This is a genomic window from Paraclostridium dentum, assembly GCF_012922555.1.
In the GTDB taxonomy this organism is placed as follows: Bacteria; Bacillota; Clostridia; order Peptostreptococcales; family Peptostreptococcaceae; genus Paraclostridium; species Paraclostridium dentum.
Genome location: NZ_WIPK01000007.1, coordinates 115,885 through 138,406, shown reverse-complemented (window position 1 = coordinate 138,406; position 22,522 = coordinate 115,885). Strand labels below are relative to the sequence as shown.

General features: G+C 27.7%; 29 protein-coding genes and 1 riboswitch. Of the genes, 15 read left to right on the top strand and 14 right to left on the bottom strand.

Annotated features, from left to right (window positions below; all coding sequences use genetic code 11):
• From GFJ41_RS12200 to GFJ41_RS12175, 6 genes are all read left to right on the top strand, one after another.
• Positions 1-779: BclA C-terminal domain-containing protein (locus GFJ41_RS12200; RefSeq protein WP_170075448.1), on the top strand; the 779-nt coding region annotated here is incomplete at its 5' end.
• A gap of 169 nt (positions 780-948) precedes the next feature.
• Positions 949-1,344, top strand: a complete 396-nt coding sequence (locus GFJ41_RS12195; RefSeq protein WP_170075447.1) for a hypothetical protein — start codon at positions 949-951, stop codon at positions 1,342-1,344.
• 464 nt (positions 1,345-1,808) lie between these two features.
• Positions 1,809-2,171 carry a DUF2089 domain-containing protein gene (locus tag GFJ41_RS12190; RefSeq protein ID WP_170075446.1) on the top strand — a complete coding sequence of 121 codons (363 nt, stop codon included), beginning with the start codon at positions 1,809-1,811 and terminating at the stop codon, positions 2,169-2,171.
• Between the two features lie 82 nt (positions 2,172-2,253).
• Entirely contained in the window at positions 2,254-2,652 is a 399-nt protein-coding gene (locus GFJ41_RS12185; RefSeq protein ID WP_150842045.1) for an SHOCT-like domain-containing protein, read from the top strand.
• A 12-nt stretch (positions 2,653-2,664) separates the two neighbouring features.
• Complete coding sequence (locus GFJ41_RS12180) at positions 2,665-2,952, top strand: hypothetical protein (protein ID WP_021428750.1); 288 nt, start codon at positions 2,665-2,667, stop codon at positions 2,950-2,952.
• A gap of 540 nt (positions 2,953-3,492) precedes the next feature.
• A complete protein-coding gene (locus GFJ41_RS12175) occupies positions 3,493-4,497 on the top strand; it encodes a rod shape-determining protein (protein ID WP_035118939.1) in 1,005 nt (334 codons plus the stop codon).
• An 84-nt stretch (positions 4,498-4,581) separates the two neighbouring features.
• On the opposite strand, the gene GFJ41_RS12170 is transcribed toward GFJ41_RS12175, so the two are convergent.
• From GFJ41_RS12170 to GFJ41_RS12150, 5 genes are all read right to left on the bottom strand, one after another.
• Positions 4,582-4,833, bottom strand: a complete 252-nt coding sequence (locus GFJ41_RS12170; protein ID WP_021428712.1) for a fatty acid kinase subunit FakA-related protein — start codon at positions 4,831-4,833, stop codon at positions 4,582-4,584.
• Positions 4,834-4,975: 142 nt separating this feature from the next.
• Complete coding sequence (locus GFJ41_RS12165; protein ID WP_170075445.1) at positions 4,976-5,779, bottom strand: DUF1129 domain-containing protein; 804 nt, start codon at positions 5,777-5,779, stop codon at positions 4,976-4,978.
• Positions 5,780-5,796: 17 nt separating this feature from the next.
• Positions 5,797-6,126 (bottom strand): PadR family transcriptional regulator, encoded by a 330-nt coding sequence (locus tag GFJ41_RS12160; RefSeq protein WP_224170756.1) that lies wholly within the window; start codon positions 6,124-6,126, stop codon positions 5,797-5,799.
• Positions 6,127-6,304: 178 nt separating this feature from the next.
• Positions 6,305-7,336 carry a DUF4179 domain-containing protein gene (locus GFJ41_RS12155; protein ID WP_052169331.1) on the bottom strand — a complete coding sequence of 344 codons (1,032 nt, stop codon included), beginning with the start codon at positions 7,334-7,336 and terminating at the stop codon, positions 6,305-6,307.
• 4 nt (positions 7,337-7,340) lie between these two features.
• Complete coding sequence (locus GFJ41_RS12150; protein ID WP_035118937.1) at positions 7,341-7,871, bottom strand: sigma-70 family RNA polymerase sigma factor; 531 nt, start codon at positions 7,869-7,871, stop codon at positions 7,341-7,343.
• 309 nt (positions 7,872-8,180) lie between these two features.
• Between GFJ41_RS12150 and GFJ41_RS12145 the strand changes: the two genes are divergently transcribed.
• The 4 genes from GFJ41_RS12145 to GFJ41_RS12130 all read left to right on the top strand — a co-directional run bounded on the left by GFJ41_RS12145 (position 8,181) and on the right by GFJ41_RS12130 (position 11,316).
• A complete protein-coding gene (locus GFJ41_RS12145) occupies positions 8,181-8,393 on the top strand; it encodes a helix-turn-helix transcriptional regulator (RefSeq protein ID WP_025162805.1) in 213 nt (70 codons plus the stop codon).
• Entirely contained in the window at positions 8,383-8,820 is a 438-nt protein-coding gene (locus tag GFJ41_RS12140; RefSeq protein ID WP_170075444.1) for a hypothetical protein, read from the top strand. Before GFJ41_RS12145 ends, GFJ41_RS12140 begins: the two co-directional genes overlap by 11 nt.
• A gap of 344 nt (positions 8,821-9,164) precedes the next feature.
• Positions 9,165-10,664 carry a DUF1538 domain-containing protein gene (locus tag GFJ41_RS12135; RefSeq protein WP_035118935.1) on the top strand — a complete coding sequence of 500 codons (1,500 nt, stop codon included), beginning with the start codon at positions 9,165-9,167 and terminating at the stop codon, positions 10,662-10,664.
• Positions 10,648-11,316, top strand: coding sequence for a P-II family nitrogen regulator (locus GFJ41_RS12130; RefSeq protein WP_170075443.1), 669 nt, complete (start codon positions 10,648-10,650; stop codon positions 11,314-11,316). Before GFJ41_RS12135 ends, GFJ41_RS12130 begins: the two co-directional genes overlap by 17 nt.
• 261 nt (positions 11,317-11,577) lie before the next feature.
• On the opposite strand, the gene GFJ41_RS12125 is transcribed toward GFJ41_RS12130, so the two are convergent.
• Positions 11,578-12,828, bottom strand: coding sequence for a GntP family permease (locus tag GFJ41_RS12125; RefSeq protein WP_332841147.1), 1,251 nt, complete (start codon positions 12,826-12,828; stop codon positions 11,578-11,580).
• A 193-nt stretch (positions 12,829-13,021) separates the two neighbouring features.
• Here GFJ41_RS12125 and GFJ41_RS12120 point away from each other — a divergent pair, with 193 nt between their 5' ends.
• Positions 13,022-13,567, top strand: coding sequence for a cupin domain-containing protein (locus GFJ41_RS12120; protein ID WP_035118933.1), 546 nt, complete (start codon positions 13,022-13,024; stop codon positions 13,565-13,567).
• A gap of 100 nt (positions 13,568-13,667) precedes the next feature.
• On the opposite strand, the gene modA is transcribed toward GFJ41_RS12120, so the two are convergent.
• The 3 genes from modA to GFJ41_RS12105 all read right to left on the bottom strand — a co-directional run bounded on the left by modA (position 13,668) and on the right by GFJ41_RS12105 (position 15,947).
• Complete coding sequence (gene modA / locus GFJ41_RS12115; RefSeq protein ID WP_035118932.1) at positions 13,668-14,459, bottom strand: molybdate ABC transporter substrate-binding protein; 792 nt, start codon at positions 14,457-14,459, stop codon at positions 13,668-13,670.
• A gap of 350 nt (positions 14,460-14,809) precedes the next feature.
• On the bottom strand, positions 14,810-15,211 hold the full coding sequence (locus tag GFJ41_RS12110) for a hypothetical protein (protein WP_170075442.1): 402 nt from the start codon (positions 15,209-15,211) through the stop codon (positions 14,810-14,812).
• Between the two features lie 166 nt (positions 15,212-15,377).
• Positions 15,378-15,947 carry an HD domain-containing protein gene (locus GFJ41_RS12105; protein WP_035118930.1) on the bottom strand — a complete coding sequence of 190 codons (570 nt, stop codon included), beginning with the start codon at positions 15,945-15,947 and terminating at the stop codon, positions 15,378-15,380.
• A 371-nt stretch (positions 15,948-16,318) separates the two neighbouring features.
• Between GFJ41_RS12105 and GFJ41_RS12100 the strand changes: the two genes are divergently transcribed.
• The gene (locus GFJ41_RS12100) at positions 16,319-16,729 is read left to right on the top strand and encodes a GNAT family N-acetyltransferase (RefSeq protein WP_035118929.1); all 411 of its coding nucleotides are present in this window, start codon (positions 16,319-16,321) and stop codon (positions 16,727-16,729) included.
• Positions 16,730-16,811: 82 nt separating this feature from the next.
• A riboswitch (guanidine-I (ykkC/yxkD leader) is annotated at positions 16,812-16,914 on the top strand.
• A gap of 75 nt (positions 16,915-16,989) precedes the next feature.
• Complete coding sequence (sugE, locus tag GFJ41_RS12095) at positions 16,990-17,310, top strand: quaternary ammonium compound efflux SMR transporter SugE (RefSeq protein ID WP_170075441.1); 321 nt, start codon at positions 16,990-16,992, stop codon at positions 17,308-17,310.
• 128 nt (positions 17,311-17,438) lie between these two features.
• Here sugE and helD read toward each other — a convergent pair whose 3' ends face one another.
• From helD to GFJ41_RS12070, 5 genes are all read right to left on the bottom strand, one after another.
• Positions 17,439-19,679 (bottom strand): RNA polymerase recycling motor HelD, encoded by a 2,241-nt coding sequence (gene helD / locus GFJ41_RS12090; protein WP_035118928.1) that lies wholly within the window; start codon positions 19,677-19,679, stop codon positions 17,439-17,441.
• A gap of 256 nt (positions 19,680-19,935) precedes the next feature.
• On the bottom strand, positions 19,936-20,139 hold the full coding sequence (locus GFJ41_RS12085; RefSeq protein WP_021428797.1) for a helix-turn-helix transcriptional regulator: 204 nt from the start codon (positions 20,137-20,139) through the stop codon (positions 19,936-19,938).
• A gap of 4 nt (positions 20,140-20,143) precedes the next feature.
• Entirely contained in the window at positions 20,144-20,506 is a 363-nt protein-coding gene (locus GFJ41_RS12080) for a DUF3796 domain-containing protein (RefSeq protein ID WP_021431986.1), read from the bottom strand.
• 293 nt (positions 20,507-20,799) lie between these two features.
• Positions 20,800-20,982 (bottom strand): PspC domain-containing protein, encoded by a 183-nt coding sequence (locus GFJ41_RS12075; protein ID WP_035118926.1) that lies wholly within the window; start codon positions 20,980-20,982, stop codon positions 20,800-20,802.
• 17 nt (positions 20,983-20,999) lie between these two features.
• Positions 21,000-21,185 (bottom strand): hypothetical protein, encoded by a 186-nt coding sequence (locus GFJ41_RS12070; RefSeq protein ID WP_021428795.1) that lies wholly within the window; start codon positions 21,183-21,185, stop codon positions 21,000-21,002.
• A gap of 255 nt (positions 21,186-21,440) precedes the next feature.
• Between GFJ41_RS12070 and GFJ41_RS12065 the strand changes: the two genes are divergently transcribed.
• Positions 21,441-21,626 carry a hypothetical protein gene (locus tag GFJ41_RS12065; protein WP_021428892.1) on the top strand — a complete coding sequence of 62 codons (186 nt, stop codon included), beginning with the start codon at positions 21,441-21,443 and terminating at the stop codon, positions 21,624-21,626.
• 297 nt (positions 21,627-21,923) lie between these two features.
• Positions 21,924-22,436, top strand: coding sequence for a DNA topology modulation protein (locus GFJ41_RS12060; RefSeq protein WP_035118925.1), 513 nt, complete (start codon positions 21,924-21,926; stop codon positions 22,434-22,436).
• Positions 22,437-22,522 lie beyond the last annotated feature (86 nt).

Here is a 22,522-nt window from a genome sequence, read left to right as displayed (position 1 = left end):
TAGGAGCAACGGGACCAACAGGAGCAGCAGGTCCAGTAGGAGCAACGGGACCAACAGGAGGAATAGGTCCAGTAGGAGCAACAGGTCCAGTAGGAGCAACGGGACCAACAGGAGGAATAGGTCCAGTAGGAGCAACGGGACCAACAGGAGGAATAGGTCCAGTAGGAGCAACAGGACCAACAGGAGGAATAGGTCCAGCAGGAGCAACGGGACCAACAGGAGCAGCAGGAGCAATAGGAGCAACGGGACCAACAGGAGCAGCAGGAGCAATAGGAGCAACGGGACCAACAGGAGCAGCAGGTCCAGTAGGAGCAACGGGACCAACAGGAGGAATAGGTCCAGTAGGAGCAACGGGACCAACAGGACCATCCACAACAAATGTTTTTGGATTTGCTACGAACACAACAGGAGCTACAATTAGCGTTTTACTAGCAGGTACTTTAGTTCCTCTACCAAGTAACCAAAACTTATCAGGAGGGGTTACTGTAAATGGATCAAACGATACATTTACAGTTCCTGTGGCAGGAAGTTACTATGTAAGTTATAATATTTTTACTACAGTATCATTACTCCTAGGGTCTCGCCTAATAGTTAATGGATCTCCAAGTGCACAAACTACAATTGCACCTGTTATAAGTCTTAACAATTTTTCAGCACAAACTATATTAAATTTAGCAGCTAACTCAACAATTTCATTACAGATGTATGGATTGCTAGGATCTGCTACTTTACTATCAGGTAGTGCAGCTGCATCTTTAAATATAATAAGGCTTAGTTAATATCAAAAAAAGTCATATCTATTAAATTTAATAGATATGACTTTTTTTGATATTAACTAAGTTAAAGCCTATCTAATTTATAAAAAACGATGGGAAGATTGTATTTTAAATTAATATTGATTTTTAAGATATCAATATGTAAGATTATTTTAAGAAAGGGGGAGTGCTTATGAGCTTAATTCTAGATCTAATTATATTTTTTATTTCTTATTCCATGTTTAGTATAGTGTTTTCTTTGATTTCACTAGGTATTATTATGGGAATATTTTTTATCATAAAAATAGTTTTTAATATGAATGAACGAAGATGGGACAATCTTTTTAGATATAAAAACAATATTGTTTTAATGCTAGTTATGGTGGTTTGCTTGATTATATCTCTTTCAATTACATTTATGATAAGCAATTTATTTTTCGAATTTATAGAATTTAAATATAAAGAAATTTCATCAATACTTATTATTTTATTAATATCTTTACCTATAATCTTTAAGTTTTTTAAACTTAGAGACTGTATAAAATCAAAACTTACTAAAGATCCTAATCAAAAGGGATTATTTGATTAAATATAAATCTAAGAATATATTAATTGTTATTTTATAGAGGGAGTGATTATTTGAAAAAAATAACTAAATCAATTAAAAGACTTTTTTTATTGTTAAATATCGTAATTTTAGTATCTTTAATTGCTTTTATTATTTTATTTATTAAAAGAAATTATTTATATATGGCATTAGCAGGTATAAGTATTATATTTAACTTATATTTAAGAGTAGAGTGGAAAAAATTGCATAGTGAGCTTATTGAAAAATTTAGTTAGTTTAACCCCTCTTAAAATCAGGAAAAGTGTATTTTAAGAGGGGTTAATTTTATAAATAAAAGGTTAGACTAAGTTAATATAAAAATTAATATATTTAATAAATTGAATCTATAATATTGAATATATTAAAAAATAAATTAAAATATTGAATATTAAGGGTGACTTTTTGAAAAAATTAGAATATACTTATATCAAGAAGGAAGTGATCAAGTGTATAAAGTAATAACGAATTGTCCGGTATGTGACAAAGAGATGAAAATAATGAAATTAAAATGTAATCATTGTAACACAACAATAGAAAATGAATTTTCGTTTACTAAATTCAATAAATTATCAAAAGAACAACTGAATTTTATAGAAGTATTCTTAGCATGTAGAGGAAATATAAAAGATGTAGAAAAGCATCTTGGGATATCTTATCCAACTGTTAGAGGTAAGTTAGATGAAATAAATAATGCATTAAATATAAATATAAAAAAAGATACATCTAAAGAAAAACAAAATATTATGGATATGTTAGAGAATGGTGAAATAAGCTCAGATGAAGCAATAAATCTTCTAAAAAAATTATAAAAACTAAATTGGAGCGTATATATAGTACTAGCAAGGATTCGGGTTAGTAAATTATTTAAATAAATTGTAAAGGGTGGTAAAAATGGAAGATAAGAAAAGAATATTAAAAATGGTTGAGGAAGGAAAAATAACTTCAGAAGAGGCTATTAAATTATTAGAAGCACTAGAAACTAGTAATAATGAAAAAGTAGATGAAAAAAAAGATATATCAGCTGAAGAATTCTTAAATATAACCCCAAATCCAGATGGAGAAAAAATGTTATACGTAAGAGTATTAAGCTCAGATGGATCAAAAGTAAAAGTAAATATACCATTAGAATTTATAAAAATAATGGGTGGAATAGGTAAAATGCATATTGGAGAGCTTGAAAAACATAATATAGACTTTGATAAATTAATGGATGCAATAGATAAAGGATTTGTAGGTAGAATCGTTGAGGTAGAAGACGGTAATGATCGAGTAATAGTTGAAATATGCTAAGAGGTGAACATATTGAAAATTATAGTTAAAAGTAAGGAGGGCAATAGCAACTTAAACTTAAATATACCTATGGCTGTAGTTATTGCTGGGTTAAGGTTAGGAAAGCCATTTATAAAAAAAGAACATATAAATAAATATAACAAAGGTACTAATAGTAAAGAAATAATAAAAGACAGTGAAGACATCAAAGAAATGATAAATGTTCTAATTAAGGGATTAAAGTACTTGAAGAAAAACCATAAGGGATTGGTATTGGTAGATATAGAGGATCATGGAGAGATAGTAAAAATACAAATATAAAACGTATAAACGGGATGGATATTAATCTCAGTCAAAAATTATTTTTAGGGGAGATTATTATTTAAAAGAACCTTGGTTAATGGTAATTAAAACAATAGGTGTACCTAATAACATTTGTTATGAATAATAAAAACAGGAGCAATTGCTCCTATTTTTATTGCTCATAATCATCCGCAAATACTAAAACTAGCTTAATAGCATTATCTAAAAGTATAGTGATTTTATGTGCTTTATAAATAGATAATGTTATCTAAGTTTAGGCAAAGTATTTCGTCTATAATTTCATTTTTACAAATATATCATATTTTACTCATCATAAATTTTCATGATATTATTTATAAATAAGCAAAATTGGAAAATCTTGATAATTGTTATATTTATTGATTAATAATATACTATATTTTATACATTTAAATAAGTAAAATTTTTATAAGTGTATAGAAATTAAATAAAATAATATAATTTGGAGTAAAAATTTAAAAACAATAAAAATTTTAAATAATAAGATTGAATTCCAGACATATAGAGGAGTTGAGCAAAATGGCTAGCAATGATATAGGTATAGATTTAGGAACTGCTAATGTATTGATATCTGTTTCTGGAAAAGGAATAGTATTAACAGAACCATCAGTGGTTGCTGTAGAGAAAAATACCGGATCTGTTTTAGCAGTGGGATCAGAAGCGTATAAAATGATAGGAAAAACTCCTAGCAATATAGTATCTATAAGACCATTACAAAATGGTGTAATATCTGATTATGACACTACAGAAAAGATGCTAAATTACTTCATAGGTAAAGTGTTAAATAAAAAAGGTATGAAAAAGGTTTTTATGCCAAGAGTAATGGTATGTGTACCAACTGGAGTGACTGGAGTTGAAAAAATAGCTGTAGAAGAGGCTGTTAGAAATACTGGGGCAAAAGAGGTTTATACAATTGAAGGCCCAATAGCAGCTGCTATTGGAGCAGGCATAGATATTTCTAGTCCAAATGGAAGTATGGTTATAGATATAGGAGGAGGGACTGCAGATATAGCTATTATATCTTTAGGTGGTACTGTAATTAGTGAGTCAATAAAGATAGGCGGAGACAAGTTTGATGAGGCTATAATAGAATATATTAAAAAGCAGCATAATTTTCTTGTAGGGGAACTAACAGCTGAAAAGATAAAAATAAAAATTGGAACAGCATGTATTGATGAAGAAAAGTATATGGAGATAAGTGGAATAAATTTAGTTACAAGACTTCCTGGCAAAATACAAATTAATTCATCGGAAATAAAAGATGCAATTGAAAAATGTACACAACAAATAATAGTAGCAGCATGTTCAGTATTAGAAAAAGCACCACCAGAATTATCATCAGATATTTATGAAAATGGAATAATCATGACTGGTGGAGGGTCACTTCTTAATGGTTTAGATAAAAGAATACAAGAGAAAACTAATATAAAAGTTAGCATAGCAGAAGATGCTTTGTTATGTGTTGCAAAAGGAACGGGAGCCTCACTTGCATCACTTAATTTATTAGAAAAAAGTAAAAAATGATATTTTCAACTATTTAATGCAATAAACACAAAAGGACTTAAACTCTTTTAATTTAGAGTTTAAGTCCTTTTATTTAGGTCAATATTATCCTTGTAATCCTTTTGCTTGACGCTCCATGTCTTCAATTACAATATCGTATATTTCTCCTAAAGTTGAACAGTATTTTAATACTTCCCAAGGTTCATTTGTGTGGAAATGAATTTTGATAAGTTCCTCATCACCTACAGCAAGTAAACAATCTCCTTTAAAATTAGTATTAAAGTATTCATTTATTGCATCTTCATTAAGAGCAGTTCCTTCGATTAATAACTGTGTATCATATCTATATTCTAACATTTTTTATCATCCTTTCAAATTTGTATAAATATATAGTAATTTATACTTATATATATTATATCAAAATTAATTTATTAGAAAAATAAGTATTAAAGCAAATTTTTTTGAATTAAATACATTATTTAATAGTTAATTTAAAACTCTACTCCTTAACATATAGATAAGATATTAAATAGAATAATATAAAAGCTATTAACATAGCTACCATAGAGATAGTCTTGCCAGGGCTTTCGATAATTGAAAAGTTTAGAAACTCTAATCTACTTAATATTCCTAATGTACAAGCTACTACTATAATAGGCAAAAATGAATAAAATAATTTTTCTTTTAAGCTATATATTACGCCTATACCTCCGAATATTAAAATAATAGTTATACCAATATACCCTGTTAATTTAAATCCAAATGTAGTCGGTAGAATTTGCTCCATTAAGATCATTAAACCTATATATGTACAGAATAAAACAAATAAAATAAACGTAAACTTTTTTTCTTTATCTGAATAGACTGCATTTCCTAAAATATTCAAAATAAGATTTACAAATAACAGTGTAAATACTAAGCATACAAAGAATTTACCCACATCTAAGGTTTCATTAGGATTTATTAACTTTGGAAGTAATGTAACTAAAGAGTATATTCCCATAGAACTCAAAAACAAAGTAAATCTCTCTTTAAAAGAACTTTTATTTGTATTTTTTAATATTTCGTCACTTATTTCTTTTGTATTTTTTCCAAAATAATCTTCGGCTTTAATTTCTTGATTTTGGGCCTCTATAATATCTGTTAAAATTTCAAGTAAAGATTCCTCTATTTGAGTTTCGTCTTTTAAGAAACTTTTTGATCTTATATAAACCAATATATCATCATAAAATAATTTATTTTCTTCACTTAATAACTCCCTGTATGAATTATTTAACTCTATAAGTTTTTTAGCATTTTGCATATTATTCCCCTCCCTTTTTATTTAACCTTCAAAATTTTATTTACACTACTTGAAAGAATATCCCACTGTTCTTCAAATATATCTAGTTGGACTTTACCCTTATTAGTAAGTTTATAGTATTTACGCATAGGCCCCTCACCTGAACTTCTCATTTCACCTACTATTAATTCTTGTTTTTGAAGTTTTAGTAATAATGGATATATTGTTCCATCTGAAACGGTTGAAATTCCATATTCTTTTAATTTTAAATTCATCTCATATCCGTATATTTCTTTTTGACTTATAATTTTTAAGATACACCCCTCTAGAATACCTTTTAGCATTTGAGAGGATATTGTATTGTTCAAAATAATCACTCACCTTTTAATATAACTATCTTGCTTTACAATATAGCACTCTTTTACTATATTGTAAAGCAAGATAGTTAGAGGACTTGATTCTATAAAACTAGTTTATAAATTAAAGAATAAAAATATCCCCTAGAATCAACTAAGTTGAAGTCTAAGGGTATTAATTTAATCATATTTACTTTAATTCATTTAAATTTATGGTAAATGCATCACCGATTTTCTTAAAATCATCACTCATCTTACCACTTGTATTAGGTTGCTTTGCAGCATAAGGAACAAGTTTTAATTCTGTTGCATTTTTATCTAGATTTTCTTCTAAATTAGATAATGTCAGCTTACCTTTATTTTCATTAGCATTTATTAAGTAAAATTCAACATCATTACCTAAATTATCTTTTCCAAGTAACTTTATATCATAACTAACCAAATCTTTATTATGAATATTTCTATCATAGATTATATTAGGACCTAAAGCATTAGTTCTATATTCTTTTAATGTAATTGTTTCATCTTTTCCTAGCTCAAAAGATTGATTTAATTTTAGTGATTTTGTATCAAGTTCAAGATCTTTTCTATCTGTTTTAAACTCAAATACCCACTCTCCATTTATAGTATGTTCTTTTTTATTTTTAAAGCAAATAGGATCAGAATAAGATATTTTAATATCTAAGTCATCTTTTTTTACATCCTCGTCTAATGTATATCTAAATACTTCTTCAACTGTATTTTTATCAATTATAGTGCCGCTACCCCCACCACCTGAACTTATAGACTTACCATTTATATAAACATCTCCAAAGGACGTAATATTACCATCTTCAAGTTCTTCTTTAAACTTATATGTTGTAGATACAATTAAAACGTCTTTATCTAAGACAACTTCATTTAAAGTTATTGTAAGCCCATTTTTCGTTATAGATTGGCCAACTACAGTTTTATAATCTTCTAAGTTTGATTCTAAACCTAAAGCATTTTTTATATCATACATTACTTTGTACATATTTGCATAAACAGGTTCACAAAATACAAATACTCCTCCAATTAAAAGTAATCCAGAAACACTAGCGGCCAATATTTTTTTTGATTTACTTTTTCTTTTATTCAATTTAGATTTCACCTTAGATTTTATTAATTCTTTATTTACACTAACTTCTTCATAGTTTTCTATATCAAATTTTACATCATTAAAAGATTTATATTCATTCATAACATTAAACCTCCCTATTTATAAGTGATTCTCTGATTTTTTTTCTTCCCCTGGATAACCGACTGTAAAGGCTAGATATACTTAAATTATTATCTTTAGCTATTTGAGGAGCATCAGCTCCATCCAAGTAATAACTTATAAAGATATCTCTATCCTTATCGGGTAAGTATTTAACAATATCATCTATTTCCTCTTTAATCTCAAGATCAAGTAAGTTTTTATCTATGTAATAGATACCGTCATCAATCTCAGAAGTTTCTATTTTATCTAAATATTTTTTCTTGTAGTTAATTGCTTTATATTTTGCTATAACACAAATCCAGTTTTTAAAAGAGTTTTTGTCTTTATCAAAACTATCTATGTTATCCCAAATAGCTAGAAATACATCACTTATACATTCTTCCTCATAGTTTATTAATTTACCTAGATTTTTTCTAACAACAGATGCAACAAGGCCGCTGTATTCATCTATAAGCATTTCTAATCCCTTTTGTTTTTTCTTTTTTATATATTTAATAATTAATTCAGCTTGCAAGTTATTTCCTCCCTTTTATTCTTACAATACATCCGTAAAAGCTTTTACACTTCTTATATACAACTTAAATTATGAAAACCTTGCACTTTTATAAAAAAAATTTTCATACTTTCTAATAATAAAGTTAAAAGTGGTTTAAAAAAAGGGTTAAAAGCTATTTCAGTAAATTAAAAAATACAATGGAAAGTAAACTTGACATATAAGTTTGATAGATATAGAATAAAAGTAAAGTAAGCTTTACATTTGCGAGAATATAATGAATTATGGAAAGCAAGCTTTACTTTTAAGCTGAAGGAAGGAGTTTATATTTTGAAAAATAGATTGGAAGAAATAAGAAAGCAAAATAAAGTAACTCAAGAAGAATTAGCAACTGCACTGGAAGTTTCAAGACAAACGATAGGTTCTTTAGAAAATGGAAGATATAATCCATCAATAATTTTAGCATTTAAAATTGCAAGATATTTTAATATGGCAATTGAAGAAATTTTTATTTATGAGGAGGAAGACGGGAATGAAGATTAAACAAGATGAAAAATTAAATAAAGTTATGGTTCTCTTTGGAGTAATTATATTAATAGTAGGCCTAATAATACTAGTAGCAGGGCCATCTAGTGATGTTTGGGATAGAGCATCAAGTTTATGTACAGGATTAGGATTTGGAGCAATTTGTGGAGGATTAGGAGGATTATACGGTATTAGAAAATTGAGAAAAGATCCTGCTAAATTTAAACAAATCGAAGTTGAAAGAAAAGATGAAAGAAATACGTTTATAAAATGTAAAGCAAAAGCAATATCAGGGGAAATAATCAATTGGATGGTTATTATAATTGCTTATGTATGTATAGTAATGAATTCTCCATCTTGGACTACAATGTCATTGCTAGCAATATTTATTTTAAAATATATATTTGAAATAATTTTAGCAAATCAATACGCTAAAAAGTTTTAGGTTTTATATAATGATATTATTAAAAAGGCCCTTAGAATACACTTAATTGGATTCTAAGGGCTTTAAATTTAGCTAATAAAATAACTTATATTGGGAAAAATACCAATATAGTTTAGGTGTACTTATCATTACATAATAAAAAATTCAAATAAAATATATCTTTGTAAAGTGATTGTTAAATTATCTAAATTGATTGAATTTTAACAATTTTCATGTTAATATTTTTATAAGGGTTATATGAAAATAAGTTTCATTCCTAATATTGCAGTTTACAAAATTATTTATTATGAATATATAATATTGTACATTAAATTTAATAAGCTTAACGGAAGGAAGTGAGGTATTTGAATGTATTCACAGAAAAATTAAAAGAGGTTTTACTTTCAGTTATCCCAATTATCATTATAGTAATGTTATTAAATTTCACTCTAACTCCACTTGAGACGCCACTTTTACTTAGGTTTGGAATTGGATCAATATTTATAATTTTAGGATTAGCAGTTTTTTTAATTGGAGTTGAAATAGGAATTACTCCTTTATCAAATCTTATAGGATCAAGCATTGCTAAGATAAATAAATTATGGGTAGTAATTATCGCTGGACTAATACTTGGATTTTTTATTTGTATTGCAGAGCCAGATTTATTAGTTTTTTCAAATCAAGTCGATTTAGTCACATCAGGGCAGGTATCTAGTTCAACTATTGTTATAGCTGTATCTATAGGATTAGCTATAATGCTTTCATTTGGATTAGCAAGAGTTGTTTATAATATTCCTCTATACAAGATTTTAACAGTATTATATTTAATTATTTTCCTTATTGCATTATTTACAGAACCCGCATTTTTGGCAATAGCGTTTGATGCTTCAGGTGCAACCACAGGGGCACTTGCAGTTCCATTCATTTTAGCTCTTTCTATAGGAGTTTCTACATTAAAGAAAGACAGTAAGTCCTCCGAAAAAGACAGCTTTGGATTAGTTGCTATAGCATCTATTGGAGCTATAATCTCTGTTATGATTTTAAGTATTTTTTCTAAGAACAGTGGATTCTCATCGGATATTAGCCTAGATATGTCCGAAACAACATCTATATTAGGTCCATTTATTAACTTAATTCCACATACTATAAAGGAGAGTTTTATAGCTCTATTACCTTTGATTATTATGTTTTTAATACTACAGAAAATATCATTTAAATTAAGTATAAAAGCTTTTAATAAAATATTGAAAGGATTTATTTACACTTTAATAGGCCTAGTATTATTTTTAGTTGGGGTAAATGCTGGATTTATGGATGTTGGAAATACAATTGGATATAATATTGGAGCTTTAAATAATAATTTTTATATTATAGCAGTTGGATTTATTCTTGGTCTAGTTACAATCTTAGCAGAACCTGCGGTATATGTGCTAACACATCAAATTGAAGATGTTACGAGTGGTTATGTTAACAGAAAGTCAGTGTTAATAGCGCTTTCTTTAGGTGTTGGGGTCGCGATAGCTCTTTCTATGATAAGAATTTTGATTCCACAAATTCAACTATGGCATTATATTCTGCCGGGATATGCAATTTGTATTGCTATGACTTACTTTGTTCCTAAACTATTTGTTGGTATGGCATTTGATGCAGGAGGAGTTGCTACAGGCCCAATGACTGCAACATTTATTTTAGCCTTTACTCACGGAGTTGCTGAATCAATTGAAGGAGCAAATGTACTAATAGATGGTTTTGGAATGATAGCAATGGTAGCTATGACTCCAATAATAACCTTGCAAATATTAGGATTAATTTTTAAGTTGAAATCTAAAAAAGGAGGGGGCCTAGAAGATGAACAACAAATTTAATAGTATTGAACTAGAGTTAACTTGTGTAATAGTAAATTTTAATTTAGGAAGTAAAGTTTTAAAACATGCAAAACAGCATGGGATAACAGGCGGTACTATTTTTTTAGGGAAAGGAACTATTAAAAATCCTATTTTAGAGTTTTTAGAGTTGGCTGAATCTAGAAAAGAAATTATATTGATGGCATCTGATAAGGATACATCCTATAATGCTTTAGAACAACTCAATAAAAAGTTTTGTTTTCATAAGCAAAATCATGGAATAGCCTTTAGTACTTCTCTAACTGATATAATAGATGCTCATTATTCAAATAGCTATAAAAAAACTGAAGAAAGTAGAGGTGTTGAAAGTCCAATGTACAATCTTATTTATACTGTCGTAGACAGAGGAAAAGGTGAATTTGTAGTGAAAGCTGCAAATAAGGCAGGATCTAGGGGAGCTACGATTATAAATGGTAGAGGATCGGGTATACATGAAACTAGTAAAGTGTTTGCTATGGAAATAGAACCGGAAAAAGAAATTGTATTAATAATATCACCAAGTAATTTAACAGATTCAATAGTATCTTCAATTAGAGATGAGCTTAAAATTAATGAACCAGGCAATGGTATAATTTTTGTTCAAGATGTAAATAAAGCATATGGCTTATATTAGTTTTTAAGGTTATTTTAAGGTTACTGATTTATATTATATTTATCCGAATAAGCAAAATACTACTAATTAGGAAAATAAATTAAAAATATGTCAAGATTAGTATGAACCTAATCATGAAGTTTCAAGTAAATCTAATATCTTTTAAAATAAAAATCTTGACTATATTTTCAAAAGCTTTCCGTAAAAAGCCCTTACTATTAAATTAGCAAGGGCTTTTTTGTAAAGTTTAATATAGATAGTATATTGATGGTAATTACATTTTTACTTAAGAAGTAATTGTATTACAGTTGAAGATGTTACTATGACAAGACCTATAATTATTTCATATGGCAATAACTTAAACCTTTCTTTAATTTCCATAGAAACACTCCTTGAGCTTGCGTGAAATAATGCGCCATGAGGTAAATGTTCAAATACACAAGCACCTGCATTGACCATTGCAGCGCCTGCTACTCCAGATAATCCAGAACTTAGGATTGCACTAGAAAATGTAGATGATGCTACTGTTGCACCTCCGGTAGTAGATGCTGTAGCTAGTGACATAACAACTCCAGAAATAGGTGCAAGTAAAACCTGAGGGATACTAAGCATAGCAAGGAGCTCTGTTGTACTATGTTGTAAGTTTGACATCTGTATAATACCAACTAATGTTCCTGTACCTAGTAACAAAATACATACACCTTGCATTTTTTCAACTCCATATGATAGATACTGTTTTGTTTTATGTACATTCTTAGTAGCCAATGTACTTACAACAGCTCCTGCAGGCAAAGCTACAAGTGGATCTACAACTATAGTAGATACATTCCCTAAAAATAGTAATATTATCGATACAATAGGACCTATTAGTGAAGCAAACAAACTAGGCAAGTTTTCATCTTCATCTAATTTTATTTCTATTTCAACTTTACTCCCTTTGTTAATCAACATATTCGCAAGTATAGTAGTAATAATTACTCCAAATATAGCTGGTATTATATTTGCAAGCATAACACTAGATAAGTCAACGTTAAAATTACTTGCTGCTGCTAATGTATTTGGGTTAGGAGATATAATATTACCAGCTTTACCTCCCCCAAGTGCTGCAAGCAGTATTGCTAGTTTAGAGTATCCAAGTTTATTTCCCATAGCCATTCCTATTGGCCCGACAGTAAGGACTACTACGTCTAAGTCAACCCCAACCCCTGCCAAGATCATAGAAGATAGAACTATTCCAAGTATTGCTTTTTTTAATCCTAGTAATCTAATAATTTCTTCTGAAATTTTATCAACTGCTCCTGTTTTTATAAGTGTTGCTGCTAAGAATCCTGATGTCATAACTCTAAGTATTGCAGGAGCCATAGACTTCCCACCATCAGCCATATACGTTACGGTATCTACTAAATTTGCGCCACCTATTAAGCCCCCAACTAAAGCTCCAAATACCAAACAGTAAAATGGCTCAAACCTTTTTATAATGAGTATAATTGCAACTAATAACCCAATGATTGCTCCAGTGGTTGTTATTGGCACAACAATCACTCCCCTCTATAATGTTTACACCTCTTGATGTTTATATTGATTGTATATAATTTAAACAAACGTGTCAAATATAATTTAATTAATTAAATGTGATTTAACTTTGTTTGTGAAAAATTTCTATGTTATAATTAAAATCATTAAGTTAAAAATTATAATATTTGAAATAAATTTATTGGAGGTATTAATGTCTGAAGTAAATATAGGTGAAAAAATATCACAGATAAGAAAAAGTAAAGACCTAAGTGTACGTGATTTATCAAAATTATGTGGAGTTACTGCTTCTATGCTAAGTCAGATAGAAAGAGGAATCGCAAATCCATCTGTGAACTCTTTAAAATCTATTGCATCTGCACTTAACGTTCCATTATTTACATTTTTCACATCAGAAGTTTCTAAAAAAGATATGATAGTTAGAAAAGAAAATAGAAAAAAAGTAATACTTCCTGGAAGTGATGATGTTGTTTATGATGTATTAGCTCCTGACCTTACTAGTGATTTAGAGTTTGCAATTATGAGTTTATCTCCTGGATCGGTATCTAGCAGTGAAAATATTCAACACAAAGGGTATGAAATTGCATACTTGCTAGAGGGTGAAGTAGATTTATATTTAGATGATGAAAAGTTTATATTATATCAAGGTGATAGTGTTAAGACTCCAGCAGGAGTAAAGCATCGTTGGGAAAATACATCAAATTCAAATGCAAAAGTAATTTTTGCTGTTATACTTTAATTTCTTAGCCAATATAACAAAAGACAACTACACTATCATGCAGTTGTATTTTGTTATATTTAATCTTATATATAAATAATAGTTTAATATAAATATCTAATTAGTTCTTAATGGTTTTATATCCGCAATTGACTAAAATATCTTGTCCTTTTTGACTAAAAAGATAGTCTTCAAACTTTTTAGCCTCATCAGGGACTTTACTATCTTTTATAACTGCTACAGGATAAACTATAGGGGAATGAGTACTTTCCTTTGTTGTTTCTACAATTTTTATATTATCTACACCTAGAGTATCACTGTAGTAAACAAAACCTGCTTGTGTATTTTCAGATTGAGTCCATGCCAAAACTTGTTTAACATCTTTTGCAAAGACTAACTTATCCTTTACCTTATCTGCTAAATTTAAGTTAGTAAGCACTTCTGATGCGTATTTTCCTGCAGGAACACTTTCAGGCTCTCCAACGCCTAGCTTTTTAACCTTATCAGTTGTTAAATCATTTATAGATGATATATCACTGTTTTTTGGAGCTATTAAAACCAAGTCATTTTTTACTAAGTTTTTATATGTATTTTCTTCTAGTAATTTTTTTTCGTCTAGTTCTTTAATTTGTTTTTCACCTGCAGATATAAATACATCACAAGGAGCACCTTGTTCTATTTGCTTTTGTAACGATCCAGATCCACCAAAGTTAACGACTAAATCAACATTTGGATTACTTTTTTCATAGTCTTTTTCTATCTTTTCCATCGCTTCTTTTAAACTAGCAGCTGCAGAAATACTTAAAGTTACTTTTTCAGACAAATCTTCTTTTTTAGGTGTTTTTGAACTACACCCAACTAAAAATAAACTACTTACTAAACATAATGATAATAATTTTTTACTTAATCTCATAATATCCTCCCAATACTTAAACAATAGATCAACACTGGTATTTTACCACAAAAAGGAACTTGATTCGATTATTTTCGATTTTCTGTAAAGTATTTTAAGAAATATATATGTATTTAAAATATCAAAAACTTTAAGTTTATTTTAAGGTTTAGAGGTTATACTAAACTTGTCCACACAAAAGAAGCATTAAAGCCAGAATACAGGAATTTGAAAAAATATTGTACTCACTTAATAACATTTTTATTATGATTTAAGAGCACTTACATATGTAAGTGCTCTTTTGCTTTAAATTAGATATTTAAGCTATTTAACTATTATATTTATAAAACTTGTAGTGAATATGTAAAAATTTAATAGCTATTGAATTTACTAGAATCTTTAAAAAATGCTAAATCTAAAAAGTTAAAACCAAATGATCCACTAAAAGATATTATTAAGATTCTCCATATATCAAATTTATTAAAAATTATTGATAATACAAATAAGATTAAAAAATTAAATAAGAAAAATTTAGAAAAACCAATAATCCTTTTTCTTGATTCTGTTTTATTTAAGTTCTTTAGTTGTAAAATAGCTACTACAATTAAATAAAATGTACACAACAAAAAACTTACGATGTAAAGAGCAATGAACTTGTTAATAATCCAAGCATCAAGTGCATTAGCAAAAGACAAAGCTAATATTAATAAAATAGTTAAAATTGATATTATGCTTAGTAAAATTTTATTTAATTTAATTAGTTTATAATTCATTATGACTTCCTCGACTTTTAAAAATTTATAAATATATTAACATGTCCTCTTATGGTAAATGAGTGAGTTGGACTAAAATGGGCGTATTTAGGAGTGAAAACTAAGATTTAAATAATACAAAAGCCAATATAGATATATATACTGGCTTTTGTAGAATATATGATTTTTAAAGGCCTAAGTCATCGCTTATATCTTTCATAGCATTAAGCGATAATTCTGCAAACTCTGGAAATGGTATTCCAAGCTCCTCTATACTTTTCATTGCCTCTCTATTAGCCCCAGCGGCAAATCTTAGTTCTTTCATCCTTTTAGTTATAGACTTTACTTTCACACTAGATATTTTTTTATCTGGATAAACTAATGTTATAGCTGTTATAAATCCTGTTATTGGGTCTGCTGCGTAAATTGCTTTATCCATTAATGAAATTCTTTCTGTACCATTATCTTTATTGTGAGCCATAATAGCATGATGAATATCTTGATTACCGATATTTTCTTGCTTTAATATATCTATAGCAAGAATTCCATGTTTTTTCATATCCTCTGGATTGTTTTTGCAATCTAGTAAATCTGAATCAATATCATGTAATAGTCCTGCTATTGCCCAATCTTCCTCATTTTTAGGATCTAATTTTTTAGCCAATGATCTCATAACTGCCTCAACTGCATACGAGTGTTTTATTAAGTGATCAGATTTTAAATTCTTAGACAATATATCCATACTTTTTTCTCTCATATATGCTATCTCCTTATAGTTTTTTATTATTAAATTTTTTATAGACTTGATAAAACTTTTAATTAACTTTATATAAACTTAAAATTCGTAATATTACAATAGTAATTTGTTCTAGGTGAAATAGGTATTTCCCTTTAAATAAATAGTATCAATTACATTATTCAATATAAATCATATAATGAATTAAATTTTAGCTAATACGTAGATTTAAAGGTATCTAGGAAAAAGTCATTGAAAACTATTTATTTGGACTGTAAGAGGTTTAAATATGATTTATTAAAGTGAATTTTAATGACTAAATAATGTCTTTGATATAAAATTTTAAAAATAGTATATAATTAATTTGAGTGTAAATAGGGGGAGGGAGTTAGATGATATTCGAGTTTGCTACAAGTAAAGATTATAACTATATATTAGAACATGATAAGCATATTTCAAAAGATTTGATAAAAGATAAAATAAGAGATAATGAAATATATATAGCAAAATCTAAAGATAATAAGATCATAGGATGGTTAAGATTTAATTACTTTTGGGATAATACCCCTTTTTTAAATATGATTTTTATAGATGAATATTATAGGGAGAAAAATATAGGTAAAAAATTCATTCTATTTTGGGAAAATGAAATGCGAAATAGAGGGTTTGAAATGGTTATGACTTCAACACTATCTAACGAAAATGCACAACATTTTTATAGAAAGCTTTTATATAGAGATAGTGGAAGTTTATTACTAGAAAATGAACCTTTAGAAATTATATTTACAAAAAAATTAGACTAGTTATATAAAATATATAGATTAATTTATATTGATTAAGTACATATTTTTTGATATAGTAATAAACTATAATAAAAGTTTAATAAATTTAGTTTTATAGGGTTCCGCAGTTAAAATTTATAACTGGTCTGGTCCGAGATAAAACGCACAGTATTCTGTGTTCACGGAAGGACAAAAGCCTGGGAGATATTTTTTATATCGCCCGGGCTTTTTTACGTTTTACTAATAAGCTTTTATTTAAAACTTTAAGGAGAGTGGTAATTATGAAATGGTTAGTGTTAGTAATTGCAGGTATATTTGAAGTATGGTGGGCTGTAGGGCTGAAATATTCAGAAGGGTTTACAAAGTTAGTTCCAAGCGTTTTAACTGTAATAGGGATGATAGCGAGTTTTTACTTCTTATCATTAGCGTTAAAAGAACTGCCACTAGGAACAGCTTACGCTATTTGGACAGGAATAGGAACCATTGGTACTGTTATTTTAGGTGTGTTTTTATTTAAAGAGCCTATTGATTTTGTTCGATTAGTTTGTATTGGGTTTATAGTAACAGGAATAATAGGTCTAAAACTAGTATCTCAACATTAATAAACAAATAAAATAAGTTATTAGAGCATTAATGAGATGTGATTTATAAAAAAAAGGCATGATAGTCTATTTGATTAGACTATTATGCCTTTAAACTTACTTTAGATTTTAGTAGAATTTTACGTATATCATTGTTTTAATAAATCCGTAATTTCTCCTAAATGATATACATTTAATACATGAAGAGCTCTTGTACAACAAGTGTAAAGAAGTAATCTTTCATCCTCACTATTATAATTTTTATTACTAGCATCGTATATAAAAACAACATCAAACTCAAGGCCCTTAGCCAGATATGAAGGTATTACTGTTACTCCGTTTGTATAATAATCATCATCTTTTTCTATAGAACTTACATCGATACTATTTTCTTTTAAAAAGTTATATAAAACTTTCGTTTCACGAGCTGTTTTAGTAATAATTCCTATAGATTTATAATTCTTTTCTGAATAAGACTTTATATCTTCAACCAGTTTTTCGTTCATAGAAAGTTTATCTGAGAAAGAAACGATAGTAGGTTCATCACCGTGTCTTTCAACGCACTCATCATCTATATTTTCACTTAGAAGATTTCTTGAAAATTTAGTGATTTCCATAGTTGAACGATAGCTCTTTGTTAGGTTTATTATGCAAGTGTCATTTTGGGATATATTATAAATGTTGTTATAGTTTCCAACATTCATAAATGGATTAATTGATTGATTTATATCCCCTAATATAGTCATGTTAGCAGATTTAAAAAGTTGATAAAAAATTTCATACTGCAATGGAGTGTAATCTTGTGCCTCATCTATAATTACATACTTAATTTGAGAAGTAGTTGGAATATCCCCAAGTGCTCCTTTTAAGTATAAAAGTGCAACTTGATCTTCATAATTAAGTATCTTTGCATTTAAATTATCTATTGTGTAAGTTTTTATATGACTTATAAAACTATCATCATATCCAACATTTATTTCATTTAAAAATGTATTTAAATTTTTAAATAGATCTTTGTAAATTTCAATCAAATTAAATTCTGTCATTTTAGAAATAGAATCATATACATCTCTTAAATTTTCTTTTACAATTAGCGTACTTTTTTCTATCATTTCTTCTTTTTGTATAAAGTCTCCAGATTTAAAAAGTTCTTGATATATTTCGTCAATCCAAGATTGTTCATATGGTTCAATAAGGAATATAATTCTTGATTTAATTTTTTCTAATCTTCTTTTAATTGGAAGATTTGAATAATCATTAAAAAATAGGTTTTTTATATCTTCAGAGGAAATTATTAACTTACCCCTTACAACAATATCTTTAAAACTTCTATCTACTGTCTCTACGTAATTTATATACTGTTTTAGAATTTCAACAAATTCTACAGATGTTTTAAATTTTATATTTTTGATTCTATCTTGATATGTTAATTTTTCATTAGAACCAAGTATATACTCCATCATTTCTGAAGGTGATTCTTTCTTAAATTCAGGCCCTAATTCTTTATGCATATAATCTTTAAAGGTTGTTTGATACATATTATCTTCACCAAGTTGAGGTAATACATTTGAAATATAATCATTGAAGATATTATTTGGAGAAAATATTATTATATTTTGAGGTGTTACTTTATCTCTATGTTTATATAATAGATATGCAATTCTATGGAGTGCAACAGAAGTTTTTCCACTTCCAGCAGCTCCTTGAACAATTAGGTTTTTATAATTTTCGTTACGAATTACTTGATTTTGCTCTCTCTGAATAGTTGTAACTATACCTTTCATCTTATCATCAGCATTCTTACTCAGAAGTTCTTGTAGCATTTCATCGTCAATACTTAGGTTACTATCGAACATATACTCAATTTTACCATTATTGATTTTATACTGTCTTTTACCAGTGATTTCTCCGGATATTGTACCTTCTGGGCATTCATAATGGGCTTGTCCAGTTTCATAGTCATAAAACATACTTGAAATAGGTGCTCTCCAGTCATACACAAGAAAATCATAATCCTCATCAACAAGATTTGATAATCCAATATAACACTTTTGAGTATCTGATTCGTTATCTTCAACAAAGTCGATTCGACCGAAATAAGGAGATTCAAGCATTCTTTCATACTTTTTTTCAAGTTTTTGGGTAAATTCATGACTTCTTTTTTGATTTTTCATAATATCCATAAATGACATAAAATCTGAAAGTTGATCTAATCCATTTTCTATAGAAACAGATCCTAAATCACTCCAGAGTTCTCTTTGTGTTTCTATAGCATCTTTTTTAAACCTATCTTTAGCACTACGCTTTTCATCAAGCTGTTTCTTAGCCTCGGTAAGAACTCTTTGTAACCATTCATTTTCAAGATTTAACTCATAATTGTTTAGACTCATAATATACCCTCCTTGATTATATAAATTAGCTTGTTTAATTTGCTCTATAAATTATATAGGAATTAGAAGATATTCATAGTCTTAAAAAAATTAGTTATTTATGGTATAATTATAGTAGAGAGAGTGATACTAGCCTCTTTGATAATGAAAATGTAGTTTAAATCATTATAAAAAACACACTCAAAAATGTCTAGTAAAAAAGCCATTATAGTCCTTTATTAGGATTATAATGGCTTTAAATTTATTCTATTAATTATTAAAATTCAAATATAAACAACTTTTCAATTGGAGTATTTAATTCTTTTGATATCCTCATTGCAAGTTCAAGAGAAGGGTTGTATTTAGCATTTTCTAAACGGGCTATAGTCTCTCGCCTAACACTAACTTTATTAGCTAGTTCTTCTTGAGTTAATTCATTAAATTGACGATACTTTTTTAAATTACTAATAAACTTTGTCATAGCTTTAAACCCCAACATCAAATTTGTAAGTTAAAAATGCCCATAAATTCATTGCTATTGCAAAAGTAAGAGATAAGATTAAAATTTGAAATCTGTAAAGTGTTATTAAATCTACTGTATATAGATTAATTAATATACTTAAGATAACTGCAAAAGGAAGACATATTCTAAGAGATATATAACCAGCTTTATGTTTGTTACAAGTAAATCGCTCATCTTCACAATCACCTAATTTATACCACCAAATATTCCCTAAATTTGCAAAGAATGCAAAATATAAAAAATCTGAAGGATCTCCATGTAATCCATTAAATCCTTGTAATCCAAATAAACAAAATAGAAATGAATATTTATTTATAAATTTCATAAATTAATCCCCCTTGATAATGTGATATATTTATATCTTTATATTACATATATATCACGTTAACTTTGAGATTATTACTTAAAACTGAAAAATATAACTAACTATGAAATTAATAAAGATATTTTAACTTTTAATTTTTCAAGTACGATTCTAGTCTAGTATTACTGTTTGCAATAAACAAAAAAGGCAATAGAATCGATTCTATTACCTTTTCATTGAAATATAGATGGTTATATTACTAGTTGTAATTTTAAAATGCCTATAACTTGATTTTATGAAAATAAGTTATGCAATTAAAAGTTTTCTCCAGATGGAAGTACTAAACATAGAATTATATATATTATTATACTGACACCACCTAGTACGAATAAAACTCTAATTATTGTAGGGCTAATGCCTGTTAATTCTCCTATACCCCCACAAACACCACCTATCATACGGTTATTTTCTGATCTATATAATTTGCATTTACTCAAAATTAACGCCTCCTTTTTTAATCTACAAAATAAAATATTGGTTTTAATATGCTACGAGCATTATTTAAAAATGTATCTTGATTTAAACTATGATCTATAATTAAACTTTTTGAAGTTACTGCAATTAAAAATATAGAAATTAGTATGAACAAACCAACTCTAAATGCAGTTCTAAATAATTTCCAACATATAGTAAGTATCAAAAAGATTACACCCACCTCTCTCTATGCTTTACAAATATGATTATAAACATAGAATCTTAATTGAATATAAAAACAACCTTAAAAAAACATTAAATAATCAAATTTTAAAATTAATTGATATGTTGGATTTTTTATATTTTACTCCGAAATTTTCATATCTGAATCCATCAGAGTAATTTTAATATATTTTTATGATAAGCTTGAATAAATATAGTAACAAGATTTATTTTAATATAAATGAAAAGGAGCTTTTTTATGTCTAAGGAAGTATGTCCAAAATGTGGAAGTTCTGAATTTGGGAAAGGGATATTAACGGGGGCTTACCTAACCCCAGAAGATAAGATATTTTCAGGAGGTAATAAGTTAATTTTGGAAGTGTGTACGGAGTGTGGCCATGTCATAGACATGACAGTAAATAAGCCATATAAATTTAAGAAATAAAGTATAGGTATGGTATTAAAAAAATTCAATCAACTATATAAAAAAAAGTCCTGATAATCTAATAGATTAGATTTAAGGACTTTAACTTTATTTTAAATTTTATATAAAATAAAAGTATTACAATTGCATATTTTATGGTTTGTTTTAAAATTATTAGTATTTGTAGGTAACATGTGAAACTTAATTATAAAATTAGAATAATTACTATAAATTTTTATTTTGAATATAAAGGAATTTAGAAACTGATACTGTAATAAAAATATACAATGGATATCAATTAAAAAAGGGGGGACTACGATGAAAATTGCAATAGTAGGATATAGTGGAAGTGGAAAATCTACAATGGCTAAGCAACTATCAAGTTATTATAATACTCCTGTTTTACACCTTGATACAATTCAATTCACACCAGGTTGGGTCGAGAGAGATAAGGATGAGGGTCGAGCCCTAACTAAAGAATTTATGAAGAATGAATCTTGGGTTATAGATGGTAACTATAGAGGTTTTTATCAAAGAGAAAGATTAGAACAAGCGGATAAAATAATTTTTCTAAACTTTCCTCGTAGGATATGCTTTTTTAGAGCATATAAAAGATATCTAAATAATAGAAACAAAACACGTGAAGATATGGCACAAGGATGCGAAGAAAAATTTGATTTAGAATTTGGATGGTGGATTATTCATAAAGGAAGAACAAAAGAAATAGTTAATAGATATAAGCAAATAGAAGAAGAATTTAAAGATAAAGTTGTAGTTTTAAAAAGTCCAAAAGAAGTTAGAGCATTTTTAGAAAATACAACTCAGATTTAAAATTATATAAACGTATCATAAAAAAAGTCATGAATATCCTAATTGCTTAGGTTTTCATGACTTTAATTTTTAAAAAGTTTAACCAT

Bases quoted from the DNA above. Each gene is read 5' to 3' on its own strand.
- GFJ41_RS12185 (WP_150842045.1), top strand. From the start codon at position 2,254: ATGGAAGATAAGAAAAGAATATTAAAAATGGTTGAGGAAGGAAAAATA.
- helD (WP_035118928.1), bottom strand. From the start codon at position 19,679: ATGAGTCTAAACAATTATGAGTTAAATCTTGAAAATGAATGGTTACAA.
- GFJ41_RS12195 (WP_170075447.1), top strand. From the start codon at position 949: ATGAGCTTAATTCTAGATCTAATTATATTTTTTATTTCTTATTCCATG.
- GFJ41_RS12110 (WP_170075442.1), bottom strand. From the start codon at position 15,211: ATGAATTATAAACTAATTAAATTAAATAAAATTTTACTAAGCATAATA.
- GFJ41_RS12165 (WP_170075445.1), bottom strand. From the start codon at position 5,779: ATGCAAAATGCTAAAAAACTTATAGAGTTAAATAATTCATACAGGGAG.
- GFJ41_RS12155 (WP_052169331.1), bottom strand. From the start codon at position 7,336: ATGAATGAATATAAATCTTTTAATGATGTAAAATTTGATATAGAAAAC.
- GFJ41_RS12105 (WP_035118930.1), bottom strand. From the start codon at position 15,947: ATGAGAGAAAAAAGTATGGATATATTGTCTAAGAATTTAAAATCTGAT.
- GFJ41_RS12100 (WP_035118929.1), top strand. From the start codon at position 16,319: ATGATATTCGAGTTTGCTACAAGTAAAGATTATAACTATATATTAGAA.
- GFJ41_RS12065 (WP_021428892.1), top strand. From the start codon at position 21,441: ATGTCTAAGGAAGTATGTCCAAAATGTGGAAGTTCTGAATTTGGGAAA.
- GFJ41_RS12140 (WP_170075444.1), top strand. From the start codon at position 8,383: ATGAAGATTAAACAAGATGAAAAATTAAATAAAGTTATGGTTCTCTTT.
- GFJ41_RS12170 (WP_021428712.1), bottom strand. From the start codon at position 4,833: ATGTTAGAATATAGATATGATACACAGTTATTAATCGAAGGAACTGCT.
- GFJ41_RS12175 (WP_035118939.1), top strand. From the start codon at position 3,493: ATGGCTAGCAATGATATAGGTATAGATTTAGGAACTGCTAATGTATTG.
- GFJ41_RS12080 (WP_021431986.1), bottom strand. From the start codon at position 20,506: ATGAAATTTATAAATAAATATTCATTTCTATTTTGTTTATTTGGATTA.
- modA (WP_035118932.1), bottom strand. From the start codon at position 14,459: ATGAGATTAAGTAAAAAATTATTATCATTATGTTTAGTAAGTAGTTTA.
- GFJ41_RS12060 (WP_035118925.1), top strand. From the start codon at position 21,924: ATGAAAATTGCAATAGTAGGATATAGTGGAAGTGGAAAATCTACAATG.
- GFJ41_RS12130 (WP_170075443.1), top strand. From the start codon at position 10,648: ATGAACAACAAATTTAATAGTATTGAACTAGAGTTAACTTGTGTAATA.
- GFJ41_RS12120 (WP_035118933.1), top strand. From the start codon at position 13,022: ATGTCTGAAGTAAATATAGGTGAAAAAATATCACAGATAAGAAAAAGT.
- GFJ41_RS12085 (WP_021428797.1), bottom strand. From the start codon at position 20,139: ATGACAAAGTTTATTAGTAATTTAAAAAAGTATCGTCAATTTAATGAA.
- sugE (WP_170075441.1), top strand. From the start codon at position 16,990: ATGAAATGGTTAGTGTTAGTAATTGCAGGTATATTTGAAGTATGGTGG.